At 74.6% G+C, this 14,015-nt stretch carries 10 protein-coding genes and 1 pseudogene; 5 read left to right on the top strand and 6 right to left on the bottom strand.

Going from position 1 to position 14,015, the window contains the following annotated elements; genetic code table 11:
- The 4 genes from ACFQ9Z_RS06830 to ACFQ9Z_RS06845 form a co-directional block, all read right to left on the bottom strand.
- Entirely contained in the window at positions 1-723 is a 723-nt protein-coding gene (locus ACFQ9Z_RS06830; RefSeq protein ID WP_383011920.1) for a Crp/Fnr family transcriptional regulator, read from the bottom strand.
- A gap of 329 nt (positions 724-1,052) precedes the next feature.
- Entirely contained in the window at positions 1,053-2,573 is a 1,521-nt protein-coding gene (locus ACFQ9Z_RS06835) for a cellulose binding domain-containing protein (protein ID WP_383011923.1), read from the bottom strand.
- A 233-nt stretch (positions 2,574-2,806) separates the two neighbouring features.
- Complete coding sequence (locus tag ACFQ9Z_RS06840; RefSeq protein ID WP_383011926.1) at positions 2,807-4,126, bottom strand: radical SAM protein; 1,320 nt, start codon at positions 4,124-4,126, stop codon at positions 2,807-2,809.
- A 112-nt stretch (positions 4,127-4,238) separates the two neighbouring features.
- Positions 4,239-5,246, bottom strand: a complete 1,008-nt coding sequence (locus ACFQ9Z_RS06845) for a hydroxyacid dehydrogenase (RefSeq protein WP_383011929.1) — start codon at positions 5,244-5,246, stop codon at positions 4,239-4,241.
- A 123-nt stretch (positions 5,247-5,369) separates the two neighbouring features.
- Here ACFQ9Z_RS06845 and ACFQ9Z_RS06850 point away from each other — a divergent pair, with 123 nt between their 5' ends.
- From ACFQ9Z_RS06850 to ACFQ9Z_RS06870, 5 genes and pseudogenes are all read left to right on the top strand, one after another.
- Positions 5,370-6,623: an FAD-binding protein gene (locus ACFQ9Z_RS06850; protein ID WP_383011932.1), complete on the top strand. Its 1,254-nt coding sequence runs from the start codon at positions 5,370-5,372 to the stop codon at positions 6,621-6,623.
- A gap of 130 nt (positions 6,624-6,753) precedes the next feature.
- Positions 6,754-6,852 (top strand): annotated as a pseudogene (locus tag ACFQ9Z_RS06855) (oxidoreductase); the annotation flags it as partial.
- 166 nt (positions 6,853-7,018) lie between these two features.
- A complete protein-coding gene (locus ACFQ9Z_RS06860; RefSeq protein WP_383011936.1) occupies positions 7,019-8,257 on the top strand; it encodes an ROK family transcriptional regulator in 1,239 nt (412 codons plus the stop codon).
- A gap of 22 nt (positions 8,258-8,279) precedes the next feature.
- Entirely contained in the window at positions 8,280-11,141 is a 2,862-nt protein-coding gene (locus ACFQ9Z_RS06865) for a glycoside hydrolase family 2 TIM barrel-domain containing protein (protein ID WP_383011941.1), read from the top strand.
- Between the two features lie 100 nt (positions 11,142-11,241).
- Positions 11,242-11,826, top strand: a complete 585-nt coding sequence (locus tag ACFQ9Z_RS06870) for a TetR/AcrR family transcriptional regulator (protein ID WP_383011944.1) — start codon at positions 11,242-11,244, stop codon at positions 11,824-11,826.
- A gap of 73 nt (positions 11,827-11,899) precedes the next feature.
- Here ACFQ9Z_RS06870 and ACFQ9Z_RS06875 read toward each other — a convergent pair whose 3' ends face one another.
- Together ACFQ9Z_RS06875 and ACFQ9Z_RS06880 are read right to left on the bottom strand one after the other, a co-directional pair.
- Entirely contained in the window at positions 11,900-12,268 is a 369-nt protein-coding gene (locus ACFQ9Z_RS06875; RefSeq protein ID WP_383011947.1) for a VOC family protein, read from the bottom strand.
- Positions 12,265-13,995: a DUF2264 domain-containing protein gene (locus tag ACFQ9Z_RS06880; protein ID WP_383013096.1), complete on the bottom strand. Its 1,731-nt coding sequence runs from the start codon at positions 13,993-13,995 to the stop codon at positions 12,265-12,267. Before ACFQ9Z_RS06880 ends, ACFQ9Z_RS06875 begins: the two co-directional genes overlap by 4 nt.
- Positions 13,996-14,015: the final 20 nt, after the last annotated feature.

The raw sequence follows: 14,015 nt of genomic DNA on the forward strand, positions 1-14,015 counted from the left end.
TTACTCGTGATGGCCGTCCGCGAGGAGGGCGAGCAGAGCCGGATCGAGGATCTCCACCATCCGGTTGCCGGTGCGCACGATGCGCTGGCCGCGCAGCAGCCGCAGGGCCTTGGCGACGGCCTCCCGGGTGGCGCCGATGGTGGCGGCCAGCTCGTCCTGGGCCAGGTGGACGACAAAGCCGGCGGGCGCGGGGCCGGACGGGCGGCCCGCCGCGGCGGGGGCGTAGGGGCCGGCGGGTTCGGCCGCGGCGAGTTCGCTGAGCCGGCCGGCCAGGCGCTGCAGGACGGTGAGGGAGGCGAGCGCGGACCGCTCCTGGTCGGCGCTGCGCAGCCGGAAGGTGAGCTGGCGTATCACCAGTCCGCTGACGCGGGGGTGCAGTGCGAGGAAGCGCCGGAAGGCGTCCCCGGATATGACCTGGGCCTCTATCGGGCCGAGGGCGCGCACGGTGGCACTGCGCGGGTGCGGGTCGAGCGCGGCCATCTCGCCGAGCAGCTCCCCGGGCCCGCGCAGGCCGAGTATCAGCCGGGTGGCGCCGCGGTCCGTGGAGACGGAGACGGTGACCCAGCCCTCGATGAGGATCAGCACATGACTGGATCGGTCCCCCTCGGTCAGGAGGTGGGCGTCGGGCGTGAAGTGCTTGCGGCTGCCGAGGGCCATGACGCCCTCGCGCTCCTGGGCGGACAGTGCCTGCGCGAACGCAAGGTCATTGCCGAGCAGTCCCATGGCCACGCCCCCCGCCGCAGTGCCGATGGCCGGTTTTTCGATGGCGTTGATGGTGGCAGAACGCCGTTTTCGGGCGGATGAATTGCGCCACATCGGGGGTACCGTCCGGTAATGACGGAACTGCCAGGTAGGTCGTCCTGGCGGCGCGTGTCCCGGGCGCGCAGCGGCCGCACGGCCCGGTGGTGCGGGGCCGTGCCGCTCGCCGGCGTCGATCGACTACGGCGAGGTCAGCACCCCGTGCGGGTGACACCTCGCATAAATGCGCCAAGTCGGCGAGCGGGGTGAATTGGCGGAAACTCAGGTTTTCCGCGGGCCCGGCGCCACGGGTTTCAGCCTGCGGCGCAGGTCTTCCCGTTGAGCGTGAAGCCGTACGGTGTCCGGTTCCGGCCCTGCCAGGAGGCGATGAAGCCGAAGGACAGCGAGGAGTGCGCGGCGACCGCTCTGTCGTAGTCGGCGGCGGTGGCGGTGACCCGGGAGCCGTCCTGGTGGGCCGTCGCGTCCCACATCTGGCCGACCTGCTGGCCGTCGCGGAAGCTCCAGGCGACCCGCCAGCCGTCGAGCGCCTCGTCGGTGGTGACGGTGACGGTGGCCTGGAAGCCGTCGGGCCACTGGTTGACCAGGTCGTAGGCGACCCGGCAGACGGGGGCGGGGGCGGGGGCCTCCGGCCGGGCGGGGCCGGTGGCGGTGGCGCCGGAGGGGGTGCCCTGGGGTTCGGGGTCCGGGTTGCGGGTCCCGCGCCGGGTGCGGGGAGCGGTCGCGGAGGGCGCGGCGGAGGCCGGTGTCCCGGACGCGGAGTCGCCGGACGCCGGTTCCCGGGACGCCGGGGAGCCGCCCGGGGGCGGGAACGTGCCGGGGTCGGCGACCGGCTGCCGGTCGTCGCGGGCCGCCGCCTCGTCGTCGCCGGAGTCGCCGAACGGCATCATCGACACCCCGAGCGCCAGCGCCGACAGCAGTACGGCCGCGGCCAGCAGGCCGCCCCGCAGCGTCCGGCCGCGGCCCGCGCGCTGCTCCGGGCCGGCGTCGGCGCCGGCCGCGCCCGGGCGGCCGGCGCCCAGCCGGACCTCGGCGGCGCGCCGTCTGCGCTCCAGGTAGGCGAGGCCGCCCCAGCCGACGACCCCGCCGGCGATCGCGGCGGGCAGGCCGCCGCCGTGCGGCCGCAGACAGGCCGCGGCCTCCGCGCACCGCGCGCAGGTGGCGAGGTGCCGCGAGAGGTCGGCCGGGGTCTCGGCGCCGGCCGACCGGGTCACCGCGTCCAGCAGCCCGGCGTAGGCGCGGCACTCCGGCTCCAGCGGCGAGTCCAGGTGCGCGCGGTGGCAGCGGCCCCGGAACAGCCCCCGGACCTCCTCGAGTTCGCCGGCGGCCGTGGCCGGGTCCAGGCCGAGCCTGCGGACCACGGCGGGCAACGGCAGCGCCTCCACCTCGACGAGCCACAGCAGCGCGGCGTCCGCCTGCTGCAGGTCCCTCAGGCCCCGCAGCGCGACCGGCCGCCCGGGCGGCGGCCCGGCGTACCTGGCCGCCTGGCCGGAGTTGAGCCACAGCCGCAGGTCAGGGTCCAGCTTGTGCCCCTGCCCGCCGGCCTCCCAGCCGGCGGCCGTGTTCCGTACCGCGGTGAGCAGTTCCGGGATCGCCGGCAGCCGGCCCGGACGCCGGCCCGGGCCGCGCCCGGGTACGGCGCCGTCCCCGGCCCGCAGCTCACGCATGCCCAGCGTGAAGGCCTCGGTCGCGAGCTGATGGGCCGTCAGCGATCCGGAGGTGCACAGATCGGCGTAGCTGAGCACAGCGTCCCAGCACTCCGAGAACAGCTCCGCCTCGGTGGCGTCCTTGGGGGCCGGGGCCGGCAGGTCGGGCATGGCACTCCTGCATCCAGGAACAGGGTCAACTCACCGCAGAAAGAAGGGAGTTGGGGAAAACCCCGCGGCGGGCAGGAGCCTTTCACGCCTCCGACACGACTGACAAGCACCGTGTTCGGACCGAGTGATCGCGGCGTCGCGCGCCGTGACCGCGGCCGGGCCCGCCACTCCCGTCCCTCATACGGACGCGGGCCCCGATCCGCTCACCGTGCGGCCGGCCGGTTCCCGGCCGATCAGACCTCCACCGGCTCCTCGGCGGGCAGGCTGTCCATGAAGGAGCTGACCGAGAACACCGCACGGCCGGGTCCGGGCGGGCCGTAGCCGGGCGGCGAGGAGAGCCCGAAGTCGTCCATCGTGGCCCGGTAGGCCTCCAGCAGCCGGATGTGGTACTCCAGCGGCGCGCCCTGCGGGTTCGCCTTGCCGAGCGGGGTGGTGGGCTCCGGGCACCAGGTGGTGAAGCGGGGCGTGATGCCGTGCGACATGAAGAAGCGCAGGCCCTCGGTGGTGGAGGCGATGGCCTCGTCGACGGTGGTGAAGCCGAACGGCTCGGCCATCTCCACGCCCGCCACGAAGTTCGGGATCACGTTGCGCGCGCCGAAGATCTCGGCGGAGTCCAGGATGCGCCTGTGCCACTCGTCCCGGCCGACGTAGCGCTCCTTGCCGGGGCAGTACAGCTCGAAGAGCCGGCGGTCCCACACCTCGAAGTTGGGGTGGTAGATCTGCACCCCGTAGTCCTTGAAGCGCTGCACGTCCGCCTTGGGCAGCGCCTGGGCGACGACCTTGCCGATCCAGCGGCCCGGGAAGCGCTCCTCGATGGCCTTGGCGTAGTGGCCGTAGAAGTCGGCCTCGTCCCGCCCGGCGACCGTCTTGGTGATAGCGCCGCCGGTGAGCGTGTAGGCGGTGGACGCCTTCTGGGTGTCGTACCGGTCGATGATCTCGAGGGCCTCGAGCACCTCCTCGACGTCCTTCACCCCGGTGTAGGGCCGGCCGGCCGCCTTGTGCTGGCGCCAGTTGTGGTTGATGTCGCAGTACTGGCACTCCTCCTTGGCGCCGAAGTACTGGCAGACCCGGAAGACGGTCAGGTAGATGAGGTAGCCCCACTGGATGGTGGGAGCGACCTCCATCACGGACTTCCCGTTGGAGAGCTTGTGTCGGTAGTACTCGGGCATGGGCGGCACGCCGACGTCGGCGATCCGGCTGCCGTCGAGGTACAGGCCGAGCAGCCCCTCCTCGTCGGCGGCGACCCGGTACGGCGAGGCGGGGTTCACCCGTACGGAGACGACGGTGCGCCGCAGGTCGTACGGGCCGCCCGTGAGGATGATCTCCTCCGGCGGTCGGCGCAGCGCGGCCTCGCCCAACTCGGGCAGCGTGCCGTGGTCGAAGGAGAAGATGAAGTACGACTTCGGCTTGACCTCGCCGCTCTCGTTGTCGCTGAGCGCCGACGCGTCGAAGGCGACTCCACCCCGGAGCAGGTCCTCCTTGAAGACGGCCTCCCGCGGCACATGCGGGAAGCGCTCCATCAGATCCTCGACCAGCGCGGTGCGGCTGCCCATTCCGTCATCTCCTCCCGGCTCGGACATTCGGCTCTCACCGTATGCCCCCGTCCGCGCGCCGGCCCGGCCGGGTCCCCCGCTACGGCGGTGTCGCCGTGCCGTCCGCCCCGGATCAGGCCGTCCGCTCCAGAACGGTGTGATCGACGGCATGCTCCAGGGGGCCGCCCGCCGCCAGCCGCGCCGCCTCCGCCACCACCGTCCGCCCGAGCCGGGCGACCTCGTTGCCCTGCGAACCGGCGATGTGCGGGGTCACGAACGCGTTGGGCAGGCCGAACAGGGGCGAGTCGGCCGGCAGCGGCTCCGGGTCGGTGACGTCCAGCACGGCGCCGAGCCGGCCGGTGCGCAGCTCCGCCACCAGGGCGTCGTGGTCGACCAGGGCGCCGCGCGCGGTGTTGATCAGCACCGCCCCGGAGGGCATCAGGGCCAGTTCCCGGGCGCCGATCAGGTGCCGGGTCTCGGGGGTGTCCGGGGCGTGCAGGGTGACGACGTCGGATGCGCGCAGCAGGTCGTCCAGGGCCAGCAGGGGGACCCCGAGCCGGGCGGCCCCGGCCGCGTCGACGTAGGGGTCGGCGAGGCCCACCCGGAGGTCGTGGGGCCGCAGCAGCTCGATCAGCCGGCGGCCGACCCGGGAGGCCCCGACGACGCCCACCCGGCGGCCGTGGTTGCCGGTGCCCGGCAGCATGTCGCCGTAGGCGGCGGAGCCGCGGGTGCGCAGCAGGTCCCGGGCGGCGAAGACGTCCTTCCCGGCGAGCAGGATCATGGCGAGGGTGTACTCGGCGACGGGCAGGGCGTTGGCGGCGGCGGCCGAGGAGACGGCGATGCCGCGCTTCCAGACCTCGGGCGTGGTGAAGCCCTTGACCGAGCCGGCCGCGTGCAGCACGGCGCGCAGCCGGGGCGCGGCGTCCAGGGCGGCCGGGTCCAGCAGCGGGCAGCCCCAGCCGGTGATCAGGATCTCGGTGCGGGCCAGGGCCTCACGGACCCGGGGGCAGGTGAAGTCCTCCGCCACCAGGCCCGGGTCGATGTCCACGTGCTCACGGAGCCCGGCGAGCAGCTCCGGCGGGAAGACGCGCGGCACGTTCCGTGCCGTCATGGCGAACAGTGCCTTGGGGCGCTCGGGCAACGCAGCAACCTTCCGTCTCGTCGGCGCGCGGACCGCGGGCGCTGGGACAGCAACCGCTCTCCACGGTAGGTCCCGGCGGATGAGAGGGTCAACGAAGACGCACCCCGGAAAGGGACGGCAAGGATGAGTCAGACGGCACGGACGGTCACCAACTGGGCCCGGAACATCACCTACCAGGCCAAGGAGTTCCACCGCCCCGGGACGGAGGACGCGCTGCGGTCCTTGGTGGCCGGCAGCGCGCGGGTGCGGGTGCTGGGCAGTGGCCACTCCTTCAACCGGATAGCCGAGCCCGGCGGCGACGGGGTGCTCGTGTCGCTCGCCGGCCTGCCGCCGGTGATCGACGTGGACACCGCGGCCCGTACGGTGCGCGTGAGCGGCGGTGTCCGGTACGCGGAACTCGCCCGTACGGTCCACGCGCACGGGCTCGCGCTGCCCAACATGGCCTCGCTCCCGCACATCTCGGTGGCCGGCTCGGTGGCGACCGGCACCCACGGCTCGGGCGTGGGCAACGGGCCGCTCGCCGCGGCGGTGCGGGAGGTGGAGCTGGTCACGGCGGACGGCTCCACGGCCGTCATCGCCCGGGGGGACGCCCGCTTCGACGGCGCGGTGACCTCGCTGGGCGCGCTGGGCGTGGTCACCGCCCTCACCCTGGAGCTGGAGCCGGCGTACGAGGTCGAGCAGTACGTGTTCACCGAACTGCCCCTGGCCGGGCTGGACTACGAGGCGGTGGCGGGGGCGGCTTACAGCGTGAGTCTGTTCACCGACTGGCGGGAGCCGGGCTTCCGGCAGGTGTGGGTGAAGCGGCGCACCGACCAGGGGCCGGTGGACTTCCCGTGGGCCGCCGCCGCGACCGGGGCGATGCACCCGGTGCCGGGCATGCCGGCGGTGAACTGCACCGCGCAGTTCGGGGTGCCGGGCCCCTGGCACGAGCGGCTGCCGCACTTCCGGGCGGAGTTCACCCCGAGCAGCGGGGCCGAGCTGCAGTCGGAGTACCTGCTGCCGCGGCCGGCCGCCCTGGACGCGCTGCACGCGCTCGACGCCGTCCGGGTGACGGTGGCCGGCGTCCTGCAGACCTGTGAGGTGCGCACCGTCGCCGCCGACCCGCAGTGGCTCAGCCCGGCGCACGGCCGGGACTCGGTGGCGCTGCACTTCACCTGGATCGAGGACACTGCGGCCGTGCTGCCGGTGGTCCGCCGGGTGGAGGAGGCGCTGGAGTCGTTCGACGCGCGCCCGCACTGGGGCAAGGTGTTCACCGTGCCGCCCGCCGAGCTGCGCCGGCGGTACCCGCGCCTGGCCGGCTTCCGCGCCCTGGCCCGGTCCCTGGACCCCACCGGCAAGTTCAGCAACGCCTTCGTCCGGGAGATCCTGGGGGACTGAGCCCGCGGGCGCCCTCCCCGGGAAAGGGCCCGGGCGCCTCCGCCGCCCCCGAGGGGGCGGCGGAGGGCCGAGGAGATCGTGCGGCGGTGGGGTCAGCGGTTGATCCGCTTGGTCTTGAGCATGCGTGATGACGTTGTCCAGCTCCGCGTCCTGCATGGTGGGCGCGCTGCTCACCGAGGCGCTCCACGAGACGGTGCACACGGTGGGCGTCGCGGCGGCCGGGTCCAGGGTGAGGACGACGGCGCCCGGCTTCATCAGCGGGACCGGCCGGATCCGGCTTTTCCCACCCCCTTTCCCAACCCCTTGTCGAAAGCGCCGCCAGTCCATAGCCTGTCGCCGCGCCGGCGCCGGTCCCGTACCCGGTCCGGCCCGACGCGATGGGAGGGGCGGCCCCCGTGAAGCGCACGTCACGCGACATCCGCACCGCGAACCGCTACGAGGTGCTGCGCCAGATCATCGCCGGGTCCCCCACCTCCCGGCAGGAGCTGGCGGCCGCCACCGGGCTGAGCCTGGCCACCGTCGCCACGCTGGTCGGCGAGCTGATGGACCTGTCCATGATCACCGAGGTCGGCTTCGAGGACTCGGCCGGCGGCCGGCCCCGGGGCCTGGTCGCCGTCGACGCCTCCGGCGGCGCGCTGATCGGCGTGGACATCGCGGAGACCTACGTCCACGTCGAGCTGTTCGACGTGGCGCTGAACGTGCTGGCCCGCGCCGACGAGGACGTGCGGCCCGGCGAGAGCGCCCCGGAGCAGGTGGCCGCCCGGGTCGCCGCCGCCGTCGGCACGGTGGTGACCCGGGCCGGGATCGAGCCGGCCCGGGTGCTCGGCGTCGGGGTGAGCGTGCCGGGCCAGGTGGACCGGGACCGCGGTGTCGCCGAATACGCCGCCAACTGGGACTGGCACGACGTCCCGCTGCTCGACCTGCTCGCCGGGCACATCGACCGTCCGCTGTACCTGGACAACCCGCTGCGCGCCTGCACGGTGGCCGAGCTGTGGTTCGGGGCCGCGCGGGGCCGTGGGGACGCGGTGGTGGTGAACCTCGGTACGGGGGTCGGCGCCGGTCTCGCGCTCGGCGGCGGACTGCACCGGGGGGTCAGCAACAGCGCGGGCGAGTGGGGGCACACCACGCTCGTGCCGGACGGCCGGCTGTGCCACTGCGGCAGCCGCGGCTGCGTGGAGACCTACGTCGGCGCCCCCGGCATCATGCGGAACCTGCGTGAACTGAGCCCGCGGTCACCGCTGCTGCACCCCGGGGACCAGACGGCGACCATCGACGCCCTGGCCGCGGCGGCCGCCGCGGCGGACCCCGTGGCGCTCGAGGTGGTGCGCGAGACCGCCGGTCATCTGGGCGCCGGGATATCCGACCTGATCAACCTGCTCAACCCGGAAGTGGTCGTGCTGAGCAGCTGGGTGGCGTCCCGGCTGGGCGAGCCGCTGCTCGCCGGGGTGCGCGCGGCCGTGGCCCGGCGCGCGCTGCGGCGGCCGCTGGCGGCCGCCGAGATCGTCCTCTCCCCGATCCCCACCGACCCGGTGTCCCTTGGCGCGGCCACGTTCGCGCTGGAGGGGGCGCTGCGGTCCGCCGGCGGACCGCGCGCCGGCGCCAGGCGCGCCGCGACCGCGCTCCGGGCCACCTGACTCCCGACGAGCGAGGAGACCGATGTCCTTCCGCACCGAGACCGAGTACGTAGAGGACGTCTCACCGGGCTCCGGGGTGCTGCCGCCCCGGGCCTGGTACGCCGCCTCGGACGCCAAGTCCCTCTCCCTCAACGGAAGCTGGCGTTTCCGGCTGTCGGACACCGCGGACGCCGAGGACGACTCCTTCGCGCGCGAGGGGTACGACGCGTCCGGCTGGGCCGAGCTGGCCGTCCCCGGCCACTGGGTCCTCCAGGGCCACGGGTCACCCGCCTACACCAACCACCTCTACCCGTTCCCGGTCGACCCGCCCCGCGTCCCGACCGAGAACCCGACCGGCGACCACCTGCGCGTCTTCGACCTGCCCGCGGACTGGCCGGACCGGTCGGACGGCGGTGCGGTGCTCCGGTTCGACGGTGTGGAGTCCTGCGCCCGCGTCTGGCTGAACGGCGCCGAGCTGGGCGAGTTCAAGGGCTCGCGGCTGCCGCACGAGTTCGCGGTCGGCCGGCTGCTGAAGCCGGCCGGCAACGTGCTGGCGGTCCGCGTCCACCAGTGGTCGTCGGGCTCGTACCTGGAGGACCAGGACCAGTGGTGGCTGCCGGGCGTCTTCCGTGACGTCACGCTGCTGCACCGCCCGGCGGGCAGCGCCCCCGACTTCTTCGTGCACGCCTCCTACGACCACGCGGCCGGCACCGGCACCCTGCGCGTCGACTCCGGCGCGCGGGGCCGGGTGAGCGTGCCCGGCCTCGGGATCGACATCGCCACCGGGGAGCCGGTGACGGTGCCCGTCGAGCCGTGGTCGGCGGAGACCCCGAGGCTGTACGACGGGGTGCTGGCCACCGGGGGCGAACGGGTGCCGCTGCGCATCGGCTTCCGCACGGTGGAGCTGGCGGACGGGCTGATCAAGGTCAACGGCAGGGCCGTGCTGTTCAAGGGGGTCAACCGGCACGAGTGGCATCCGGAGCACGGCCGCGCGCTCGACCTCGTGACGATGCGGGAGGACGTGCTGCTGATGAAGCGGCACAACGTCAACGCCGTCCGCACCTCCCACTACCCGCCGCACCCGGCCTTCCTCGACCTGTGCGACGAGCTGGGCCTGTGGGTGGTCGACGAGTGCGACCTGGAGACGCACGGCTTCGTCGAGCAGGGCTGGCGGGACAACCCCGTCGACGACGACCGCTGGACCCCGGCGCTGCTGGACCGGGCGGCCCGCATGGTCGAGCGGGACAAGAACCACCCCGCCGTCGTCGTCTGGTCGCTGGGCAACGAGTGCGGCACCGGCCGCGGCCTGACCGCGATGGCCGAGTGGATCCACGGCCGCGACCCCTCCCGGCCGGTGCACTACGAGAGCGACTTCGACTGCCGGGACACGGACGTGTACTCGCGGATGTACCTCCCCCACGCCGAGGTGGAGCGGATCGGCCGGGGCCTGGACGGGGGTGCCCGACGGCGCCGCGAACTGCCCTTCTTCCTCTGCGAGTACGGGCACGCCATGGGCAACGGCCCCGGCGGGCTCGCCGACTACCAGCGGGTCTTCGAGGCGCACGAGCGGTTGCAGGGCGGTTTCGTCTGGGAGTGGATCGACCACGGCATCAGGGACGAGCGGTTCGGCTACGCCTACGGCGGCGACTTCGGCGAGGAGCTGCACGACGGCAACTTCGTCTGCGACGGGCTGGTCTTCCCGGACCGGCGGCCCTCCCCCGGCCTCGTGGAGTACAAGAAGGTGATCGAGCCGGTCGCGATCGAGGGCGGCCCCCTCGGCGGCGTCCGCGTCACCAACAAGCACGACTTCGCCGACCTCTCGGCCCTGGCCTTCGCCTGGGCCTACCAGGTGGACGGCGAGACGGTGGCGTCCGGCGCCCTGCCGGTGCCCCCGCTGGCGCCGGGCGAGTCGGCCGAGGTGAAGCTGCCGGAGCCGCCGGCCGCGGCCCCGGCGGGCGAGGCCCACTGGACGGTACGGGCGCTGCTCGCCGCCGGCACCGCCTGGGCGCCGGAGGGACACGTCGTCGCCTGGGGCCAGTTCGCGGTGTCCGCACGCCCCCGCCCCTCGGTCCCGGTGTCCGGCGGCCCGGTGCGCGGCGGGTCACTGATCACCCTCGGCCCGGCCTGCTTCGATGCCCGCACCGGCGCCCTGCGCGCGATCGGCCCGGTGGCGGTCACCGGGCTGCGCCTGGATGTGTGGCGGGCCACCACCGACAACGACGACGGCGCCCCCTGGCAGAGCGACGTCCGCCACGGCCCGCTCTGGCGCGAGCTCGGCCTGCACCGCATGCGCCACCGGCTGGACGCCGTGGAGGTGGACGACGACGCGCTGACGGTGCGCACGCGGGTGGCGCCGGCGGCCCGGGAGTTCGGGCTGTCGGCCGTGTACCGCTGGACGTCGGACGCAACGCGGCTCGGGCTGACGGTGTCCGTGACCCCGGACGGCGACTGGACGGTACCTCTGCCCCGGCTAGGCGTCCGCTTCGGGCTGGCCGCGGCCGACCGGGTGCGGTGGTACGGCGGCGGCCCCGGCGAGGCGTACCCGGACAGTGTGACGGCGTCGCAGGTCGGCCGCTGGCAGTCGAGCGTGGACGAGCTGCAGACGCCGTACGTCCGTCCGCAGGAGAACGGCGCCCGGGCCGGCGTCCGCTGGGCGGAGCTCGGCGGCCTGCGCGTCGAGGGAGACCCGGAGTTCTCCCTCACCGCCCGGCGCTGGACCACCGAGCACCTGGACGCGGCGGCCCACCTGACCGACCTCGTCCCCGGTGACACGGTGTGGGTCAACCTCGACCACGGCCTGCACGGCCTCGGGTCCCAGTCCTGCGGCCCGGGCCCGCTGCCGCGGTACTTCCTGCGGGCCGAGCCCGCCCGGTTCTCGTTCGTCTTCTCGGAGGCTCCCGCCTGACGGACCAGCGGTTCCGCACGGGCCGCCGGACGCGCACCGCGTCCTGGACGCCCAGCCTGGATGCCCTAGGATGCCCGCTTGGCAGCCAAGGAGGTGCCCCATGGCCCGTGCGGGGCTCACCGTGGACAGGATCGTCTCGGCCGCCGCCGATCTCGCCGACGAGGCGGGCTTCCCCAATGTGACGCTCTCCGCGCTGGCCCGGCGCTTCGGGGTGAAGGACGCCAGCCTGTACTCGCACGTCCGCAACCTGAACGACCTGCGCACCCGGCTGGCGCTGCACGCGGGCGGCGAGCTGATCGACCGGATCGCGGACGCCGTGGCCGGCCGGGCCGGACGGGACGCGCTGGCCGCCTTCGCCGGCGCCTACCGCGCGTACGCCCTGGAGCACCCGGGACGCTACGCGGCCACCCAGATCCGCGTCGACCAGCGCCTGGTCGCCGACTCCCCCGCCCTGCGCCGCACGGCCGAGATCACCTACGGCATGCTCCGCGCCTACGGCCTGGCCGAGCCCGACCTGACCGACGCCGTACGCCTGCTGCGCAGCACCTTCCACGGCTACTGCGCCCTGGAGTCGACCGGCGGCTTCGGCTCCCCCCGGGACGTCCAGGCCTCCTGGGACAAGGCGGTGGAGGCCCTCCACATCGCCCTCACCCACTGGCCCCGCGAGGCGAAGCCGGGAGACTGAGCGGGGACGCCCCGGGGGCGCGGGCGGACGCGGTCACGAAAGGTCGCCCACCGCGTCGGCGTCCTGCGCCGTCCTACCCGGCGCGCTCGGCGGCGCCGCGCTCCACGCAGAACTCGTTCCCCTCGGGATCGGCGAGGACCACCCAGCCGGTGCCGTCGGGCCTGCGCCGGTCGTCCACGAGGCCGGCGCCGAGGGCGATCACCCGCTCGACCTCCTCGTCCCGGGTGCGGTCCTGGGGCTGGAGGTCGAGATGCAGCCGGTTCTTCACGGTCTTGGGGTCCGGCACGGTGACGAACAGCAGACCCGCGCCCTCGATCAGCGCCTCCGGGTCGCCGGGGTGGTCGTCCTCGTGCAGCGGCTGGTCCAGCACCTTCGACCAGAAGCTGCCGAGGGCGTGTGCGTCGGCGCTGTCGATCGTCACATGACGGATCCTGGAAGTCATGCGGGGGAGTGTTCTGCAGGGCCGTCGAGCGGGGCAACCGAGTTTCCCCCGGGCGCGAACCGGAACCGGCGGCGCCGGCCCGTGGCCCAGCGGACGGTGAGGTCGTACCGCTCCGGCGTCTCCACGGTCACCAGGTCCGGCAGCGGCGCGGGGCCGGCTTCCGCGGTGAGGCGGACCAGGGCGACGAACAGGGTGGCGCCGTCACCGGTCACGCCGCGCAGCGCGGGTCCCGGTTCCTCCGCCAGGCCGTGCGCCGGGACCAGTTCGGCCCGCTCGTCCTCCCCCGGGGCCCATCCGGTGACGCGCACCTCGGCGCCCGGTTCCGCTCCGGTCACCAGGTGGGCCCGCACCTCCACCGCGCCGTCGGCCACGACGAGGCTGGTCACCGACGCCCCCCGGCCCGCCGTGCACCGGGAGGCCGCCCAGTCCTCCCCCACCCCCAGGGGCACGATGTCCGAACGGAGGGGGTCGCCGCCGACCGTGACGGTGTTGTCGGGCGGGGAACTCCGGGGCCGGGTGACCGTCGAGTACGCGTGCCGCGTGTAGTACGGGTCGTAGCGGACGTCCTCGCTGCCGTGGTTGTGCAGGCGGACGACACCGTCCGAACACGTCGACTGGATCAACCAGTTGGGGCCCTCGACCGGGGTCACCGCGTCGGCGCGCCCGGCCGGTCCCGGCTGCTCCGGCGCCGTCCACACCGCGTGGTCCGGGGGCAGCAGGAGACCGAGGAAGGCCTTGCTCGCCCAGTACGGCGAGGCCGGTCCCGAGTACGACTGCAGGACGGACTCGTCGGGGCCGTGCCAGCCGAGGGTCAGCAGCCCGCGGGAGTCCACGGCTCCCCTGTCGAGGAAGTACCTCAGCGCTCCGGAGGCCAGCCGCCGGGTCTCACCGGCCGCCAGCGGCGTGCGGCCGGTCAGCGCGCCCAGCCACAGCGGGGCCGCGGCCGCGAACCGGTAGGTCAGGGAGCGGCCCTGGTGCACGGGGGCGCCGTCACCGCCGAACAGGCGGGCGTAGTCGGCGAGATGGGCTTCGAGCCGGCCGCCGTAGCGGTCCAGCAGTGCGGAGTCGCCGGCCAGCCAGGCGTGCAGCACCGGGTAGAGGTGCATGGCCCAGCCGTTGTAGTGGTCGAACTTGCGGCCGTCGCCGTCGGTGTACCAGCCGCCCCCTGCGTACCAGCCCTCGATGCGGTCCAGGCCCCGGTCGACCGCCTTGCGGGCCGCGTCCGGGCGGTGGCCGACCTCCGCGAGGAAACCGCCCACGGTGACCGGGAACAACTCCCAGTTGCAGGGCCAGGGTTCGGCGGTGAGCGCGTCCTCCAGCCAGGCCGCCGTCCGCTCGCGCACACCCTGGCCGAGGCGGTCCCACAGCAGGGGCCTGGTCAGCCGCAGGGCCAGGGCGATCGAGGCGGCCTCGACCAGTGGCTGGCTCCGGTCGGTGACCCGCGGCCACACTCCGCCGGGGCCGGCCACGAGGCCCTCGGCGTAGCGGCCGAGCGCGGTCTCGTCGCGGCGGAAGGCGGCCAGCAGCAGGGTGCGGGCGTACCCTTCGAGCCCGTCGGAGAGGCGGCCGGAGTGGCTGACGCGGCGGCCGGGGAAGTGGTAGAGCGCGCGGTCTGGGGTGGCGAAGGGCTCGACGGCGGCGAGCAGGGCGTCGGCCGCGGCCTCCCAGTGGGCGCGGGTGTAACCGGTGTACGGGCTCGACGAGCGGTCGTCGGGCGGCAGTCGGATCACGGCGGTGGCCTTCCTTC

It is taken from the genome of Streptomyces sp. NPDC056580 (assembly GCF_042793175.1).
In the GTDB taxonomy this organism is placed as follows: domain Bacteria; phylum Actinomycetota; class Actinomycetes; order Streptomycetales; family Streptomycetaceae; genus Streptomyces.

Coding starts and splice junctions, on each gene's coding strand:
- ACFQ9Z_RS06830 (WP_383011920.1), bottom strand. CDS start 723: ATGGGACTGCTCGGCAATGACCTTGCGTTCGCGCAGGCACTGTCCGCC.
- ACFQ9Z_RS06835 (WP_383011923.1), bottom strand. CDS start 2,573: ATGCCCGACCTGCCGGCCCCGGCCCCCAAGGACGCCACCGAGGCGGAG.
- ACFQ9Z_RS06840 (WP_383011926.1), bottom strand. CDS start 4,126: ATGGGCAGCCGCACCGCGCTGGTCGAGGATCTGATGGAGCGCTTCCCG.
- ACFQ9Z_RS06850 (WP_383011932.1), top strand. CDS start 5,370: ATGAGTCAGACGGCACGGACGGTCACCAACTGGGCCCGGAACATCACC.
- ACFQ9Z_RS06865 (WP_383011941.1), top strand. CDS start 8,280: ATGTCCTTCCGCACCGAGACCGAGTACGTAGAGGACGTCTCACCGGGC.
- ACFQ9Z_RS06870 (WP_383011944.1), top strand. CDS start 11,242: ATGGCCCGTGCGGGGCTCACCGTGGACAGGATCGTCTCGGCCGCCGCC.
- ACFQ9Z_RS06875 (WP_383011947.1), bottom strand. CDS start 12,268: ATGACTTCCAGGATCCGTCATGTGACGATCGACAGCGCCGACGCACAC.